General features: G+C 72.9%; 14 protein-coding genes and 3 tRNA genes. 12 read left to right on the top strand and 5 right to left on the bottom strand.

Features of this window, described 5'->3' with window-relative positions; translation table 11 throughout:
• Nucleotides 1-36 precede the first annotated feature (36 nt).
• From ABZ128_RS24060 to ABZ128_RS24080, 5 genes are all read left to right on the top strand, one after another.
• The gene (locus ABZ128_RS24060; protein WP_356850873.1) at nucleotides 37-1,608 is read left to right on the top strand and encodes an NADH-quinone oxidoreductase subunit M; all 1,572 of its coding nucleotides are present in this window, start codon (nucleotides 37-39) and stop codon (nucleotides 1,606-1,608) included.
• Nucleotides 1,605-3,149 carry an NADH-quinone oxidoreductase subunit N gene (locus ABZ128_RS24065; protein ID WP_356850859.1) on the top strand — a complete coding sequence of 515 codons (1,545 nt, stop codon included), beginning with the start codon at nucleotides 1,605-1,607 and terminating at the stop codon, nucleotides 3,147-3,149. Before ABZ128_RS24060 ends, ABZ128_RS24065 begins: the two co-directional genes overlap by 4 nt.
• A gap of 308 nt (nucleotides 3,150-3,457) precedes the next feature.
• Nucleotides 3,458-4,321, top strand: a complete 864-nt coding sequence (gene htpX, locus ABZ128_RS24070) for a zinc metalloprotease HtpX (RefSeq protein WP_356850860.1) — start codon at nucleotides 3,458-3,460, stop codon at nucleotides 4,319-4,321.
• Nucleotides 4,318-4,710 (top strand): YccF domain-containing protein, encoded by a 393-nt coding sequence (locus ABZ128_RS24075; RefSeq protein WP_356850861.1) that lies wholly within the window; start codon nucleotides 4,318-4,320, stop codon nucleotides 4,708-4,710. The genes htpX and ABZ128_RS24075 overlap by 4 nt, the downstream gene beginning before the upstream one ends.
• Nucleotides 4,711-4,738: 28 nt before the next feature.
• Nucleotides 4,739-5,803, top strand: a complete 1,065-nt coding sequence (locus ABZ128_RS24080) for a glycosyltransferase family 2 protein (protein ID WP_356850862.1) — start codon at nucleotides 4,739-4,741, stop codon at nucleotides 5,801-5,803.
• Between the two features lie 222 nt (nucleotides 5,804-6,025).
• Here ABZ128_RS24080 and ABZ128_RS24085 read toward each other — a convergent pair whose 3' ends face one another.
• The 3 genes from ABZ128_RS24085 to ABZ128_RS24095 all read right to left on the bottom strand — a co-directional run bounded on the left by ABZ128_RS24085 (nucleotide 6,026) and on the right by ABZ128_RS24095 (nucleotide 9,500).
• Nucleotides 6,026-7,282, bottom strand: coding sequence for an APC family permease (locus tag ABZ128_RS24085; protein WP_356850863.1), 1,257 nt, complete (start codon nucleotides 7,280-7,282; stop codon nucleotides 6,026-6,028).
• A gap of 83 nt (nucleotides 7,283-7,365) precedes the next feature.
• Nucleotides 7,366-8,793, bottom strand: a complete 1,428-nt coding sequence (locus ABZ128_RS24090) for a SulP family inorganic anion transporter (protein ID WP_356850864.1) — start codon at nucleotides 8,791-8,793, stop codon at nucleotides 7,366-7,368.
• 218 nt (nucleotides 8,794-9,011) lie between these two features.
• Nucleotides 9,012-9,500 carry a YajQ family cyclic di-GMP-binding protein gene (locus ABZ128_RS24095; protein WP_356850865.1) on the bottom strand — a complete coding sequence of 163 codons (489 nt, stop codon included), beginning with the start codon at nucleotides 9,498-9,500 and terminating at the stop codon, nucleotides 9,012-9,014.
• Between the two features lie 200 nt (nucleotides 9,501-9,700).
• Here ABZ128_RS24095 and ABZ128_RS24100 point away from each other — a divergent pair.
• Nucleotides 9,701-9,782 (top strand) — tRNA-Tyr (locus tag ABZ128_RS24100).
• 1,090 nt (nucleotides 9,783-10,872) lie between these two features.
• Nucleotides 10,873-11,313, top strand: coding sequence for a DUF3574 domain-containing protein (locus ABZ128_RS24105; RefSeq protein ID WP_356850866.1), 441 nt, complete (start codon nucleotides 10,873-10,875; stop codon nucleotides 11,311-11,313).
• A 12-nt stretch (nucleotides 11,314-11,325) separates the two neighbouring features.
• Here the strand turns inward: ABZ128_RS24105 and ABZ128_RS24110 are convergent, their stop codons facing one another.
• Both ABZ128_RS24110 and ABZ128_RS24115 read right to left on the bottom strand, forming a co-directional pair.
• Nucleotides 11,326-11,982, bottom strand: coding sequence for an SDR family oxidoreductase (locus tag ABZ128_RS24110; RefSeq protein ID WP_356850867.1), 657 nt, complete (start codon nucleotides 11,980-11,982; stop codon nucleotides 11,326-11,328).
• A gap of 44 nt (nucleotides 11,983-12,026) precedes the next feature.
• Nucleotides 12,027-13,343 carry an amidohydrolase family protein gene (locus tag ABZ128_RS24115; RefSeq protein WP_356850868.1) on the bottom strand — a complete coding sequence of 439 codons (1,317 nt, stop codon included), beginning with the start codon at nucleotides 13,341-13,343 and terminating at the stop codon, nucleotides 12,027-12,029.
• Between the two features lie 362 nt (nucleotides 13,344-13,705).
• On the opposite strand from ABZ128_RS24115, the gene ABZ128_RS24120 reads away from it, so the two are divergent.
• The 5 genes from ABZ128_RS24120 (at nucleotide 13,706) to ABZ128_RS24140 (ending at nucleotide 15,127) form a co-directional block, all read left to right on the top strand.
• A tRNA-Thr gene (locus tag ABZ128_RS24120) sits at nucleotides 13,706-13,778 on the top strand.
• A 48-nt stretch (nucleotides 13,779-13,826) separates the two neighbouring features.
• Nucleotides 13,827-13,899: transfer RNA gene (locus tag ABZ128_RS24125), tRNA-Met, on the top strand.
• 89 nt (nucleotides 13,900-13,988) lie between these two features.
• Nucleotides 13,989-14,153, top strand: coding sequence for a 50S ribosomal protein L33 (gene rpmG, locus ABZ128_RS24130; protein WP_003956487.1), 165 nt, complete (start codon nucleotides 13,989-13,991; stop codon nucleotides 14,151-14,153).
• 91 nt (nucleotides 14,154-14,244) lie between these two features.
• Nucleotides 14,245-14,697, top strand: coding sequence for a MaoC family dehydratase N-terminal domain-containing protein (locus tag ABZ128_RS24135; RefSeq protein ID WP_356850869.1), 453 nt, complete (start codon nucleotides 14,245-14,247; stop codon nucleotides 14,695-14,697).
• A gap of 1 nt (nucleotide 14,698) precedes the next feature.
• Nucleotides 14,699-15,127 carry a MaoC family dehydratase gene (locus ABZ128_RS24140; protein WP_356850870.1) on the top strand — a complete coding sequence of 143 codons (429 nt, stop codon included), beginning with the start codon at nucleotides 14,699-14,701 and terminating at the stop codon, nucleotides 15,125-15,127.
• Nucleotides 15,128-15,433: the final 306 nt, after the last annotated feature.

The following is a 15,433-nucleotide window of genomic DNA, read 5'->3' on the forward strand; positions in this document are numbered from 1 at the left end:
CGAGAGTCAGCCGTGATCGATATCAGCCCGTCCGTGATGCAGTTCCTTCTGGCGTTCGTCGTGGCCGCACCGCTCCTCGGCGCCGCCGCGGCCCTGCTGCCACCCCCGCCCGGTCTCAAGGGCAGGAACCCCGACCAGGCCGTACTGCGCCACGGCGTGACCGTGACCGGCGTGATCCTCGCCGCGGCGATCGCCCTCGCCCTCGGCTTCGACCACGACGCCCCCGCCCGCTTCCAGGCGACCACCGACATCAGCTGGATCCAGGCGCTGAACGTCCGGATCCACCTCGGCATCGACGGCATCTCGCTCCCCCTCCTCCTGATGACCGCGCTGCTGTTCTTCCTCTGCGCGCTCTACAGCTACTTCAAGCTCCCCGCGGGCCCCTCCCCCAGGGCCTTCGTCGCGCTGCTCCTCGTCCTCGAATCCGGCACCCTCGCGACCTTCGCCGTCCTCGACCTGCTGCTGTTCTTCCTCGCCTTCGAGATGGTCCTCATCCCGATGTACTTCCTCATCGCCCGCTGGGGCGGTGCTCAGCGGCAGGCGGCCGCCTGGAAGTTCATCCTCTACACCCTCCTCGGCTCCGTGGTCATGCTCCTCGGACTGCTGCTGATCGGACTGAACAGCGGCACGTTCGACATGGTGGCACTCGCCTCTGACAACGGGCGCGAACTGACCCACACCACCCAGGTCCTGGCCGTCCTCGCCATCGGCATCGGCCTCGCCGTGAAGGCCCCGATGTGGCCGCTGCACAGCTGGCTGCCGGACGCCCACACCGCCGCGCCCACCGTCGGCTCCGTCCTCCTGGCCGGCGTCCTGCTCAAGATGGGCACGTACGGGTTCGTCCGCATCCTGCTCCCCGTCACCCCCGGCGGCATGCACACCTTCGCCCCCTACCTGGGCGCCCTCGCCGCCATCGGCATCGTCTACGGCTCCCTGGCCTGCCTGTGGCTGGCCCGCAAGGGCAACAAGGGCGATCTCAAGCGGCTCATCGCCTACTCCTCCGTCGGCCACATGGGCTTCGTCCTCCTCGGCATCGCCTCGATGACCCCCACCGGCGTCAACGGCGCGCTCTTCGCCAACATCGCCCACGGCCTGATCACCGGCCTCCTCTTCTTCCTGGTCGGCGCCCTCAAGGACCGCTACGGCACCGCCGACCTCGACACCCTCGCCGGCGCCACCGGCGCCGCGCTCTACGGCCGCGCCCCCCGCCTCGGCGCGCTCCTCGCCTTCGCCGCCGTCGCCTCCCTCGGCCTGCCCGGCCTCGCCGGGTTCTGGGGCGAGATGCTCTCCCTGTTCGGCGCGTTCGACCCGGCGGAGGGCCTGTCCCGGCCGGCCTTCCTCACGTACATGGCCCTCGGCGCGTTCGGCACCCTCCTCACCGCCGCCTACCTGCTGATCGTCGTACGGCGCGTCTGCATGGGCGATCCCGCGGCCCCCTGCCTGCCCGACGCCGGGCCCGCGCCCGTCCTCGCGGACGTCCAGCGCTACGAATTCGCCGCCTGGACCCCGCTCGCCGCCCTCACCGTCCTCGCCGGCATGTGGCCCGCGGTCCTCCTCGGCCTCACCGACCCGGCCGTCCACAAGCTCCTCGCCGGAGGCAACGCATGACGGCCCTGCACACGGCCCTCGCCGCAACCGCACCCACCGCCACCACCCACGTCCAGAGCGTCGACTGGCTCGCGATCACCCCCGTGGTCCTCACCGCCGCCGTCGCCCTGGCCGTCCTGGTCGCCGACCTCTTCGTGCCGGAGGGGCGCAAGGCCCTGCTCGGCTGGGTCTCCGTGGCCGGCCTCGCCGCCGCCACCGCCTTCCTGCTCCCCCTGAGGGCGGGCGACCGCGCCACCTTCTGCCTCACCGGCGACCCCGGCGCGTGCAGCTACACCGCCGACCACTTCACGCTCGTGATCCAGTTCCTGGTCCTGGCCGGCGCGCTGGTCACCGCCCTGCTGTCCGTCACCGGCGTACGCGACGGGCGCATGCCGGCCGGCGAGTACTGGTTCCTGCTGCTCTCCTCGGCCGCCGGCGCCGCCCTGCTGCCGGCCTCCCGGGACCTCGCCACCCTGATCGTCGCCCTGGAAGTCGCCTCGCTGCCCGCCTTCGCCCTCGTCGGCATGCGCCGCGGCGACCGGCTCTCCTCCGAGGCCGCCCTCAAGTTCTTCCTGTCCTCGGTCACGGCCACCGCCGTCTCCCTGCTCGGCGTCAGCTTCGTCTACGCCGCCACCGGCTCCCTGCACCTCACCCAGGTCGCCCAACTCCTCGAAGACGTCCCCGGGCAGCTCGACACCCTCGCCATGGCGGGCGTCGCGCTCACCCTCGTGGGCTTCGCCTTCAAGACCGCGGCCGTCCCCTTCCACTTCTGGGTCCCCGACACCTACGTCGGCGCGCCGCTGCCCATCGCGGGCTACCTCTCGGTGATCGGCAAGGCCGTCGGCTTCACCGGCCTCATCCTGGTCACGGTGGTCGCCTTCCCCGCGTACGCGCAGATCTGGGGTCCGGCCCTCGCCGTCCTCGCCGCGCTCACGATGACCCTCGGCAACGCCGCCGCCCTGCGCCAGTCCGCCGACCGGCCGAACGGCGCCGTACGCCTGCTCGCCTGGTCCTCGGTCGGCCAGGCCGGCTACCTGCTGGTCCCCATCGCCGCGGCCGCCTACTCCGGCCGGGACCAGATCGGCTCCACCGTCGCGTACGCCCTCATGTACGCCGCCGTGAACCTCGGAGCCTTCGCCGTGGCCGCCCTGGTCGCCCGGACGAAGCCGCTGCACCGCATCAGCGACTACCGCGGGCTGTACGCGCAGCGCCCCGCCGCCGCGCTCGCGCTGGCCTTCTTCCTGCTCTGCCTGGCCGGTCTGCCGCCGGGTCTGATCGGCCTGTTCGCCAAGGTCACCGTCTTCCGCGCCGCGGTCGACGCGGGGCTGGGCTGGCTGGCCGTGGTCATGGCGGTCAACGTCGTCATCGCCCTGTACTACTACCTGCGGTGGACCGCGCTGCTGTTCCGCGCGCCGGAGCACCCAGCCCCGGACGCGGCCCCCGCGAAGACGCCGTGGCCGGTCGGCGCCGCCATCGTGGTCACCGCCGCCGTCGCGGTGGCGCTGTCCGGCGCCCCGCAGCTGGTGCTGCGCTTCGCCGCGGGCAGCCTGTTCCCGCTGTAGCCCGTACGACATCGGCGCGTACGTGGTCCGCCCGTGCGCCGTCGCGCGTCCGCGGTCAGCCCGTACGCGGTCAGCCGTACGCCCTCGGCCCGTACGCCCTCCTCCGTACGGCCCGCCCCGTACGGAGCAACGCCCGCCGCCGCCCGCCCGCCCCGGCCGGGGCCGGGCGGCGGGCCCGGCGCGGTCCGGGAACCGGACGCCCTCCCCTCGCGTTGACCAGGAAGGGAGGCTCCACTGGACCGTAGACCCCCAGGTGTCCTCGGATCCTCGACGGGGGTCTTCCTGCCGCACCATTTGGAGGGCGCACCGTGCACCGCCGGCACAACGGGCTGAAGACCGCCGTACTCCTCGGCGGGCTGTCCGCACTCATCATCCTGATCGGCAGCTTCTTCGGGCGGACCGGCCTGATCGTGGCCGTGCTCATCGCCCTCGGGACGAATGCGTACGCGTACTGGAACAGCGACAAGCTGGCTCTACGCGCGATGCGCGCCCGCCCCGTCAGCGAGTTCGAGGCGCCCGGGCTCTACCGCATGGTGCGCGAGCTCTCCACCTCCGCGCGCCAGCCCATGCCCCGGCTCTACATCTCGCCGACCGACGCACCCAACGCCTTCGCCACCGGCCGCAACCCGCGCAACGCCGCCGTCTGCTGCACCGAGGGCATCCTGCGCATCCTCGACGAGCGGGAGCTGCGCGGGGTCATCGGGCACGAGCTGAGCCACGTCTACAACCGCGACATCCTCATCTCGTCCGTCGCCGGAGCGCTCGCCTCCGTCATCATGTTCCTGGTGAACTTCGCCTGGCTGATCCCGGTCGGCCGGTCCGACGACGACGAGGGCCCCGGCCTCCTCGGCATGCTGCTGATCATGATCCTGGGGCCGCTGGCCGCCTCGGTGATCCAGCTCGCCATCAGCCGCTCGCGGGAGTACGAGGCCGATGCGTCCGGCGCCCAGCTCACCGGGGACCCGCTCGCCCTGGCCGGCGCCCTGCGCAAGCTGGACGCGGGCACCAAGCAGCTGCCACTGCCTCCGGAGCCCCGGCTGGAGACCGCGAGCCACATGATGATCGCCAACCCGTTCCGCCCGGGCCAGGGCCTTTCTAAGATGTTCTCCACGCATCCCCCGATGGCCGAGCGCATCGCCCGGCTCGAACAGATGGCAGGCCGCAGCCAGTGAAAACCATCCTGAACGTCATTTGGCTCGTCCTCAGCGGCATCTGGCTGTTCCTGGGCTACTGCCTGGCGGGTGTGCTCCTGTGCATCACCATCCTCGGCATCCCCTTCGGCATCGCCGCATTCCGCATCGCCGTGTACGCCCTCTGGCCGTTCGGCTACACCGCCGTCGAGCGCCGGGACGCGGGCGCGGCCTCCTGCGTCGGCAACGTCCTGTGGCTGGTCCTGGCGGGCTGGTGGCTGGCTCTCAGCCACATCGTCACCGGCATCGCCCTGTGCGTCACGATCATCGGCATCCCCTTCGGCATCGCCAACTTCAAGATGGTGCCGCTCTCCCTGCTGCCGCTGGGCCGCGAGATCGTCCCGACGGACGCTCCGTTCGCGTCCCGGTAACCGGCCGACCGACGGGCAGGAAGAACCAGTGCCAGTGCCGGCAGTCGAGAACAGGGACACCGAGACGACGCTGTCCGTCATCGTGCCGATGTACAACGAGGAAGAGGCCCTGCCCGCCCTCGTGAGCCGCCTGAGGCCCGTACTCGACGCCACCACCGACTCGTACGAGGTCGTCGCCGTCGACGACGGCAGCACCGACGGAACCGCCCGGCTCCTGCGGGAACTCCATGCCACCTGGCCCCAACTGCGCATCGTGCGGCTGCGGGGCAACTCCGGCCACCAGGCCGCCCTGCGGGCCGGCCTGCACCGCTGCGTCGGGGCGTACGTGGCCAGCATCGACGCCGACCTCCAGGACCCGCCGGAGAAGATCCCGGAGATGCTGGAGCTGGCCCGGTCCGAACACCTCGACATCGTCTACGGCGTCCGCTCCGACCGCAGCACCGACACCGGCTTCAAGCGCCGCACCGCCGGCGCCTACTACTGGCTGATGCGCCGTATGGTCGGCAAGCAGGTACCCGCGCAGGCCGGGGACTTCCGGCTGCTCAGCCGCGAGGCCGTGGAAGCCCTCAAGGCCCTTCCCGACCAGCACCAGGTCTACCGGCTGCTCGTGCCGTGGCTCGGCTTCCCCAGCGGCCAGGTCACCTACCGGCGGGGCGAGCGGGTGGCGGGCGAGACCAAGTACCCGCTGAGCAAGATGGTCCGCCTCGCCGTCGACGGCATCACCAACTTCTCGGCCGCCCCGCTGCGGCTCGCGACCTGGCTCGGCGTGATCAGTTTCGTCGCCTGCTTCCTGATGATCGCGGTCACCCTGGTGATCTTCCTGGTGGGCAGCACGGTCCCCGGGTGGACCTCGCTGTTCGTCGCGATGCTCTTCCTCGGCGGGGTGCAGCTGATCTGCGTCGGGCTGCTCGGCGAGTACATCGGGCGGATCTACACCGCCGTGCAGCGCAGGCCCACGTACTTCGTCGGATACGACTCGGCGCGTGACGGTTCGACGCGTGACGGCTCGGCGGGCGACGGCTCGGCCCGCGACGGCTCGTCCCGCGACGGCTCGTCAGAAATCCGCGAGGGGACGGGCGGCGGCGAGGGCTGACGCATGCTCCGACGCCCTTCCCCGGCCCGCCCGCCCTGTGCGGGTCTGTGCAGGTCAGGGCGATTGTCAGTGGGGTGGGTCACGATGGGGCCATGAACGGGACCGAGCAGTTGCCGGAGCAAGTCGCCACCGACGCACGCCGTGGTGCGCGCGCGTACGGAAAGCTCCCGTCGGCGCCGTCGTCCGTCGCGGAGCCGGCCCGCGGCGCGCTCATATCGGGTGTCAGGACCGGCGGGTGAACCACCCGCGTACGGCGTAGGCCAGCACGCCCAGCGCCAGCACCGCCGCCCCCGCGACGGCCGACGCGGCGGGCAGCGCGCAGGCCAGTACGACACAGCCGGACAGCCCGACCGCTGCCACGGCCCGGCCCTTGACAGCTGAATCGAGAGTCCACGCAGAAGCGTTCGCGATCGCGTAGTAGGCGAGGACGCCGAAGGAGGAGAAACCGATCGCACCACGCAGATCGGTGGTCGCCGCCAGGGCCGCGACCACCGCACCCACGGCGATCTCCGCATGGTGCGGAACCCGCCGACGGGGGTGTACGGCGGCCAGCGCGCGCGGGAGGTGGCCGTCACGCGCCATCGCCAGGGTGGTCCGCGACACCCCCAGCACCAGCGCCAGCAGCGAACCCAGCGCCGCCAGGGCCGCCCCGGCCCGGACCACGGGGGCCAGTCCGGGCCGCCCGGCCGCCCGTACCGCGTCGGCCAGCGGGGCCGCCGACCCCGCGAGCGCCCCGGCGCCCAGCACCGACAGCGCCGCCACCGTCACCGCGGCGTACACCAGCAGGGCGATCCCCAGGGCGAGCGGCACCGCCCGCGGGATCGTGCGCTCCGGATCACGCACCTCCTCGCCCAAGGTGGTGATCCGGGCGTAGCCCGCGAAGGCGAAGAACAGCAGCCCCGCCGCCTGCAACAGCCCGAAGGCCCCGAACGGGCCCCCGCCGCCCCAGCCGCCGCCGAGCCGCCCTGCACCGGCCGCTCCGGAGGACAGGCACACCACCACGACCCCGGCCAGCACGGCCAGCACCGCCGCCACGATCACCCGGGCGATCCGGGCGGACTTCTGCACGCCCCCGTAGTTCGCGGCGGTCAGCGCCACCACCGCCGCGACGGCCACGGCATGCTGCTGCCCCGGCCATACGTACGCCCCGACCGTGAGCGCCATGGCCGCGCAGGAGGCGGTCTTGCCGATGACGAAGCCCCAGCCCGCCAGATATCCCCAGAACGGGCCGAGCCGTTCCCGCCCGTAGACGTAGGTGCCGCCGGAGGCGGGGTAGCGGGCGGCCAGCCGCGCCGAGGAGTGCGCGTTGCAGTAGGCGACGAGGGCCGCCCCCGCGAGGGCGGCCAGCAGGACGCCGCCCGTGCCCGCCGCGTGCGCCGCCGGGGCGAGCGCGGCGAAGATCCCGGCCCCGACCATTGCGCCCAGCCCGACGACCACGGCGTCGGTGACGCCGAGGGTGCGCTTCAACCCGTTGTCCACGAGCGGAGAGTAGCCGGGCCGGGTGACAGGCCGGCCGCACGGGGCGGCCCGTGGCCCGGGCCGGTCCGGGGTCGGTGCCGCCGCTAGGCGACGCCTTCCCGGCCGGGGACCGGGGCCCGGTCCTTCTCCCAGCCGTGGAGGGCGGTCAGACAGGCGTGGTCGAGGTGGCGCAGCCGGCTCAGGTCCAGGCGTACGGGCTGCTCCGGCGGCAGCGCCTCCAACGCGTCGAGCAGCCGGGGCAGCCGCAGGAAGCTGGCGTTCCCCAGCACCTGGACGCACAGCTCCCCGCCCTCCCACACCTCCTCGATGTGCACGTGCGAGGTCTCCCAGGCGGCCTTGACGACGGCGAGGCCCAGCCCGATGAGCACCCCCTCGAAGAGGTTGGTGGCCACGATCGCGGCGGCCGTCGCCACCAGCACCACCGCCTCGCCCCGGTGCGTCCGCCACAGGGCGAGCACCACCCGGGCCGGGAGCAGCTTCCAGCCCGCGTGCAGCAGCACCCCGGCCAGTGCCGCGAGCGGCACCACCTGCAACAGCTGCGGAAGGGCCACGGCGAACAGCAGCAGCCAGCCGCCGTGCAGGATCCGGGCGGCCCGGGTGCGGGCACCGGCCTCCACGTTCGTGGCGCTGCGCACGATCACCGCGGTCATCGGCAGAGCCCCGAGGATGCCGCAGACCGTGTTGCCGACGCCCTGGGCGATGAGTTCCCGGTCGTAGTCGGTCCGCGCTCCGTCGTGCATGCGGTCCACCGCGGCCGCGCTGAACAGCGTCTCGGCGGAGGCGATCAGCGCGAGCGCGAGGACGGTCCCGCAGCCCCCGACGGAGGCCAGCACTCCGAAGTCCCCCCAGCCGGGCGGGGCGACGGACTCCAGCACGCCCGTCACCCGTACCGTCTCGACGGGCAGCTCCAGGAACACGGCGGCGGCGGTGGTGGCCGCCACCCCGACCAGTGCCCCGGGGACGAGCCGCAGCCGGGCCGGCATGCGGCGCCAGGCCACGAGGACGGCGATGGTCAGGGCGCCGAGCGCCACGGCGGCCCAGTCGGCCCCGCGGCCGAGGGCCGGTAGCCCGCCGATCTTCTCCAGGGTCCCGCCAGGGGCGGGCACACCGCCCACCGCGTACAGCTGCCCGGCGATCAGCACGAGCCCGATCCCGGCCAGCATCCCGTGCACCACGGCGACGGAGATCGCCCGGAACCACCGTCCGAAGCGCAGCACCCCCATGCCCAGCTGCAGGACCCCGGCGGCCAGCACCAGCACCCCGAGCGCGGGCAGTCCGTACGCCTGCACCGCCTCGTAGACGAGCACGGTGAGCCCCGCGGCCGGCCCGCTCACCTGGAGCGAACTGCCGGGCAGCCACCCGGTGACGAGCCCGCCCACCACCCCGGTGACGATCCCCAGCTCGGCCGGCACCCCGGAGGCGACGGCCACCCCCACGCAGAGCGGCAGTGCGACGAGCGCGACGACGACGGACGCCCCGAGGTCTTCGCGGAACGAGCCGGCCCCAGGCATGTGCGCACCTTCCTGCCACGCGGTGATGGATGCCACCAGCGTGGTGGGCGCACACAGAGCGGCCCAAGTGCCCATCGGAGGCCCCCGAGGCGCACGCGCTGCGCACGCCGGGCCCGTGTGCCGTCACGCCCCTGCAACGCCCGCGGCCCGGCGGTCCTGTCGGACCACCGGGCCGGCGTGCGGGCCGACGGCTGACCCGGCTCAGCGGGTCGGCGGGGTCAGCGGTAGTTCACGAACTGGATCGCGAAGTCCAGGTCCTTGCCCTTCAGGAGCGCCTGGACGGCCTGCAGGTCGTCGCGGCTCTTGGAACTGACGCGCAGCTCCTCCCCCTGGACCTGGGCCTTGACGCCCTTGGGGCCCTCGTCGCGGATGATCTTCGCGACCTTCTTGGCGTTCTCCTGGGAGATGCCCTCCTGGATCGAGGCGAAGATCTTGTACTCCTTGCCGGACAGCTGGGGCTCGCCGGCGTCGAGCGCCTTGAGCGAGATCCCGCGCTTGACCAGCTTGGTCTCGAACACGTCGAGGACGGCCTTGACGCGCTCCTCGGAGTTCGCCTCCATCAGGATCTTCTCGCCGGACCAGGCGATGGTGGCGCCGGTGCCCTTGAAGTCGTAGCGCTGCGAGAGTTCCTTGGCGGCCTGGTTGAGGGCGTTGTCGACCTCCTGCCGCTCGACCTTCGAGACGATGTCGAAACTGGAGTCGGCCATGTGCTGTGGCTCCTTGAAGTCGGCTGTCATTGCCCCGGAGGGCGCGGCCGGAGATCCCCGGCCCGCTCCGCAAAGCCTAGCCACCGCGCCCGCGCGCAGCGCTGATCAATCCGGTGGCGAAGCACCCTCTGGCATCAGGTATCGTTTACGTCGTTGCCACCGAGCACCGCCCGAAAGCGGCCTCACCGGCGACATCCCATGGCGGTGTGCCCGAGTGGCCAATGGGAGCGGACTGTAAATCCGTCGGCTTAGCCTACCCAGGTTCGAATCCTGGCGCCGCCACGCGAGTGGAACCCCCGTTCATCTGCGGAAACGCAGGGAGCGGGGGTTTCTTCGCATGTCCGTGGACGACTGGCGGCCGGTCCGGCCGTCCCGTGCCGAGCCTGAGGGTGGCTGACCTTTGTGGCGGTCCATGGCGAACGCTGGCGAATGGTTCGGGGGCGCGTATCCCTTGTGTGGCGCACGGTAGGTTGCGTGCAGTTCGACGCCTTCTCTCCTTGCATGCGCCCTGCCCGTCGGGGTGGGGTCCGGCTCCGGCCGGAGGACGAGAGAAGGAGTGGGATCGATGGTGCGACCGAAGAAGTGCACGGCACGACCACGACGCGGGCAGCAGCGGGACTGGCTGCAGTCCGTGTTGGCGGTTCTGGCTGCGGTTGCCGCCATCGCGGAGTGCATCGAGCGGCTCACGCCCTGACGGCGTGAGGCGAAGGTCCGGACGATCGGTCGTGGTGTGAGCCCGGCCGCTGTGTAGTCGGCCGGGCCCACGATGCCCGCGCGAGGCCCGGTTCCGGGTGGAGCCGGAATCGGGCCGACTTCGTTGCGCGGGAGTCCAGGTGAGTCTCTGCCCGCCGGCGCAGATCGTCCAGCACCCCGGTGCATTTCGGCCCGTGGTGTGGCTCCCACCTTACAGACGGTCTTGCCTGGTCAGCGGCCGGAGACGGGCGTTTTCCCAGGTCAGCGGCATGGCGCGAGCCCCTTGCGGTCCCTGGCGGCGGCTGGCGAATTTCGATGCCCCGCGCGCTCTCGCCCAGATCAGGGCGCTGGACGGGTAGCGCGAAAGTACGGCGGAGGGTGGCGAATGGTGGCGAGCCGTGGAGCGGGGCACGGGGCTCCGGCTTCAGTGACCCGCGCCTGCCGGAAGGCTGGCCCGCCGGCTCCACGAGGTGCGGCGCGGGTGGTCCGGGAGGGTGGTACGGCCAGCCGCCCAGAGGAGGAGGACCTCCGGGCCGGAGCCACCGGGGGAGCCCGGGAACAACCGGACCGGCACCCGCGCCGACAGGGCCGGCGGGGGAGTCCGGGCAAGCGCGAGGCCCCGTTCGACGTCCGCTGGTCATCGGCCGCATCGTCCTCGTCTCCTGTTCGTTCACCGGGGGTGAAACGGATTTCTGCATCGGGTGGCAAGGTCGGCGGCGGGGTGCTCCTCGCCCTGCTCGGGGCCGGGATTCCGGCGCTGGTGGGGGCCGCGCTGCACGGCCACGCCGGCACGCCCTACCAGGAGACGCGGCTGTACTTCGGCACCGACCGGCCCGGCGGCCGGCCGCCCGTCGGAGAGCAGGAGTTCATGCGGTTCCTGGACCGGGAGATCACCCCCGCCTTCCCCGAGGGGCTGACCCTCCAGGACGGCCGCGGCCAGTGGCGCGGCCAGGACGGCAGGACCGTCCGTGAGACGTCGTACGAGGTGGTCCTGCTCTATCCCGAGAGCGAGGCCGACGAACGCGGCGCGCGCATCGAGCGCATCCGCACGGCGTACGAGGAGCAGTACCAGCAGGATTCCGTCGGACGGTCCGACGACAAGGTCACCGCCGAGTTCTGAGGCGGGGTCAGGTCAGTTGCCCGCCACCGCCTTCACGGCCACCGGGACCGGGGTCGAGCCCGAGACCAGCTCCAGCGTCAGGCCGGCCGTCGCCGGGGTCTCGATCAGCTCCGCCAGCACCGTCGCCACGTCGTCGCGCGGCACCGCCCCGCGTCCCGTCCGCGCCTCCAGGCGGACCTGGCCCGTACCCGGCTCGTCGGTCAGCGAGCCGGGCCGCAGGATCGTCCACTCCAGCCCCAGCCGCGTCCGCAGGTGGTCGTCCGCCGCGCCCTTGGCCCGCAGGTAGACGTCGAATACCTCGTCGCCCTCGTGGTGCGCGTCCGCGCCCATCGAAGAGACCATCAGGAAGCGCCGTACGCGGGCCCGTTCGGCCGCATCCGCGAACAGCACCGCCGCATCCCGGTCCACGGTCCCCTTGCGTTCCACCCCGCTGCCCGGCCCGGCCCCCGCCGCGAACACCGCCGCCTCCGCGCCCTGCAGGATGCCCGCCACGTGCTCGACGGAGGCCGACTCCAGGTCGCAGAGCACCGGTTCGGCGCCCACTTCGCGCAGGTCGTCGCCCTGCGCCGGATCGCGGATGATGCCCGCGACCTCGTATCCGCGCGCGGCGAGCAGCTGCTCCAGCCGCAGCGCGATCTGACCGTGTCCACCCGCGATGACGATGCGCATGCCCCGACCGTACGACGAGCCGGGCCCGCACGCCCGGCGGAGGATCAGGGGCCGGGCTCCATTCGGCCCTGCCGGGGCAGGTCGAGCGCCACCGCGACCGCCGAGTCGCAGTACTCCCGGACGGCACTCGTACGGGCTACCACCCGGCCGCGGTGGATCACGATCCGGCTGTACGCCAGGGACAGGACCCCCGCGATCCGGTCCCCGCGCACGGCGAGCAGCTCCGCCGGGAAGCCGGCCTCCACCCGCACCTCCGGCAGGCCCATGGCCTCCCGCGCGGCGGCGCTGATCGCGCCGTACGCCTCCGCCGGCCGCAGGCCGCCCTGCGAGGCCAGCAGGTACGCGGCCTCCAGCGGGTCCCCCCGCCCGACCGGGTTCCCGGCGTCGCGCAGTGCCCCGCTGCCCGCCGCGACCCGGACCCCGGCCGCGCGCAGCAGCCGTACGGGGGCGGTGCGCAGGCCCCGGCGTTCCAGGGCCGCGCAGTCGCCCTGGGGCAGGCAGGTCACCCGTACCCCGGCGGCGGCGAGCCGGTCGGCGGCGCGGCTCGCCGCCTCCAGCGGCAGCCGGGACAGGCCGCCGCAGGGGCCGATGCTCACCCCGGGGCGCAGTCCGCCGGCCATCGCGGCCAGCCGGGCCAGCCGGCCGGGATCGTCACCGTCCGTGTGCAGGTCCACGGGGCAGCCGTGTTCCGCGGCGAGCTCCAGGACGGCTTCGAGGAAGCCGGTGGGGTCGGGGTCCAGGTCCGGGCAGCCCCCGATCACGGAGGCGCCCATCTTGACGGCGTCGCGCAGCATGGCGAGCCCGTCCGCGCCCGCCACCCCGGTCAGCAGCCGCGGTACGGCCACGGCCGTCAGGTCCGCGAGCCCCCGCAGGGAGCGGCGGGCCTGGAGGACGGCCTCGACGGGACCGAGGCCGTGGACGTCGCCGATCCGGACGTGTGCGCGTACGGCCGTCGCCCCGTGGCCGAGCTGGAGCAGGGCCGCCTCGGTGGCCCGGCGCTGCACCTCGTCGGTGGTGTACGAGACCGGCCCCTCCCCGTCGGCCGTCAGGGCCGTGTCCCCGTGGGCGTGCGGCTCGGCGGGGGCGGGCAGCAGCAGGTAGCCGCTCAGGTCCACCCGGGAGAGCGCCGGCGCGCGCAGGCTGCCCGCGGTGCCGACGGCCTGGATACGGCCGCCGCTGAGCCGGACGTCGACCGTACGGCCGTCGGTGAGGCGGGCTCCGGTGAGCAGGAGGGCGGCCGACTCGGAAGCGGCCGGGTGCGGATTGCCGATGGGGCGCAGGGGTCCGTGGCCGCCCTCCGCGCCGCGGCCGCTGCCGCGGCGCGGGGACGGGGGCGGCTGCTGCGGCTGGCTGTCGGACATCGCGCTCCTGCGGGGGCTCGGGCGGTTCCTGGACCGGGCGGCCGCGGCCAGCGGCCCAAGATCACGCAGCGTGCTCAGAGCCTAGGGCGCGGGGCTCCCCGCTTCGCGGAGGAGCGCAATAGTCGTACCGGTGTGGTGCCCCTGCGCCACGGCGTACGCGACTGCGCCCGGCCGGCTCGCGCCGGCCGCCGCGGGGCGTGAGCCGGCTGTGAGCCCGGCCACCTTGCGGCCCGGAAGCGGTCGCGAAACGGCTCGGCGGGCGGCGCGCATTGATCGGGAAAGGCGTGAGCGGGCGCTCCGAGGCCAGGCGCCGCAAAGGATTTGGGCGATCGGCGGGCAACCGTGTAATGTCTTCATCGCTCGCCCCAATAGCTCAGTCGGTAGAGCGTCTCCATGGTAAGGAGAAGGTCTGCGGTTCGATTCCGCATTGGGGCTCTGGTGAGAGAGGTTCCCCACCCTCGGGTGGGGAGCTGATCACATCAAAGCGGCGTAGCTCAGTCGGTAGAGCAAGCGGCTCATAATCGCTGTGTCACCGGTTCAAGTCCGGTCGCCGCTACCCACAGTAGCCGATTGCGGGGTCGGTCTCCCGATCGGCTACTCTTTTATGCGTTCATCCGTCCCATAGTCCGTCCAAGGAGCACTCACGTGGCTGCCACCGACGTCCGCCCGAAGATCACGCTGGCCTGCGTGGAGTGCAAGGAGCGGAACTACATCACCAAGAAGAACCGGCGTAACAACCCGGACCGTCTTGAGATGAAGAAGCACTGCCCGCGCTGCAACTCGCACACCGCGCACCGCGAGACCCGCTGACCCCAGCGCCGTCTCGAACACAGGCACCGTCATGAGGTCGTCCCCTGCACCGGGGGACGGCCTCCTGTCGTTCAACAGGAGGTAGTGAGCCATGGCGCTCGACCAGTCCTTCGTCGGGCGGAGCTACCCGCCCACCGATCCGTACGAGGTCGGTCGGGAAAAGATCCGCGAATTCGCGGTGGCGGTGGGTGATGCGAATCCCGTGTACACCGACCCCGATGCCGCCAAGGCGTTCGGCCACCTCGATGTGATCGCGCCGCCGACTTTCGTGTTCGCGATCACTTTTGCGGCCGCGGGTCAGGTCGTCGAGGACCCGCAGCTGGGCCTGGACTACAGCCGCGTCGTGCACGGCGACCAGAAGTTCGCGTACACCCGCCCGGTGCGGGCCGGTGACCGGCTGACGGTGACCTCCACCATCGAGGCCGTGAAGTCGCTGGCGGGCAACGACATCATCGACATCCGCGGCGAGGTCCACGACGAATCCGGCGAGCACGTGGTGACGGCGTGGACGAAGCTCGTCTCCCGCGCCCCCGAGGAGGCCTGAGATGACTGCGCAGATCAAGTACGCCGACGTCGAGGTCGGCACCGAGCTGCCGGCGGCGTCCTTCCCGGTGACGCGCGCCACGCTCGTGCGGTACGCGGGCGCCTCGGGCGACTTCAACCCGATCCACTGGAACGAGAAGTTCGCGAAGGAGGTCGGGCTGCCGGACGTGATCGCGCACGGCATGTTCACGATGGCCGAGGCGATCCGCGTGGTGACGGACTGGGTCGGCGACCCGGGTGCGGTGGTGGAGTACGGCGTGCGCTTCACCAAGCCGGTGGTGGTCCCGAACGACGACACCGGTGCGGTGATCGAGGTCACGGGCAAGGTGGCTGCCAAGCTGGAGGACAACCGCGTCCGCGTCGACCTGACGGCCCTCAGCGCTGGCCAGAAGGTCCTGGGCATGTCCCGCGCAGTGGTCACCCTGGCCTGAGGCCACCCGCGGCGGAGCGGCCGTCCCCGGCCTCGGCCTCCGGCCCCCGGCCCTGGCCTCCGGCCCCGGCCTCCGGCTCGCCGCTCCAGACGCGTCCGGCGGTCCCGGCCCCGCCGTCGGCGGGCCCCGGCCCCGCCCTCGGCTCCGGCGGCGTGGGCCGTGCCGCCCCAGGGGGCGCCGGCCGCCGCCGGCGGGCCCCGGTGCCTGGTCGGGCCGGGGCGGGAGGAGCCTCGGCCCTTGCGACCTCTGGCGTTGCCCCCGTGAGCGGCTACGGGCAGCCCCGTCGCCCCCGTGAGCGGCTACGGG

It is taken from the genome of Streptomyces sp. NPDC006326 (assembly GCF_040612915.1).
In the GTDB taxonomy this organism is placed as follows: domain Bacteria; phylum Actinomycetota; class Actinomycetes; order Streptomycetales; family Streptomycetaceae; genus Streptomyces.

Bases quoted from the DNA above. Each gene is read 5' to 3' on its own strand.
- ABZ128_RS24140 (WP_356850870.1), top strand. From the start codon at position 14,699: ATGACTGCGCAGATCAAGTACGCCGACGTCGAGGTCGGCACCGAGCTG.
- ABZ128_RS24115 (WP_356850868.1), bottom strand. From the start codon at position 13,343: ATGTCCGACAGCCAGCCGCAGCAGCCGCCCCCGTCCCCGCGCCGCGGC.
- ABZ128_RS24095 (WP_356850865.1), bottom strand. From the start codon at position 9,500: ATGGCCGACTCCAGTTTCGACATCGTCTCGAAGGTCGAGCGGCAGGAG.
- ABZ128_RS24060 (WP_356850873.1), top strand. From the start codon at position 37: ATGCAGTTCCTTCTGGCGTTCGTCGTGGCCGCACCGCTCCTCGGCGCC.
- ABZ128_RS24135 (WP_356850869.1), top strand. From the start codon at position 14,245: ATGGCGCTCGACCAGTCCTTCGTCGGGCGGAGCTACCCGCCCACCGAT.
- ABZ128_RS24090 (WP_356850864.1), bottom strand. From the start codon at position 8,793: ATGCCTGGGGCCGGCTCGTTCCGCGAAGACCTCGGGGCGTCCGTCGTC.
- ABZ128_RS24065 (WP_356850859.1), top strand. From the start codon at position 1,605: ATGACGGCCCTGCACACGGCCCTCGCCGCAACCGCACCCACCGCCACC.
- ABZ128_RS24110 (WP_356850867.1), bottom strand. From the start codon at position 11,982: ATGCGCATCGTCATCGCGGGTGGACACGGTCAGATCGCGCTGCGGCTG.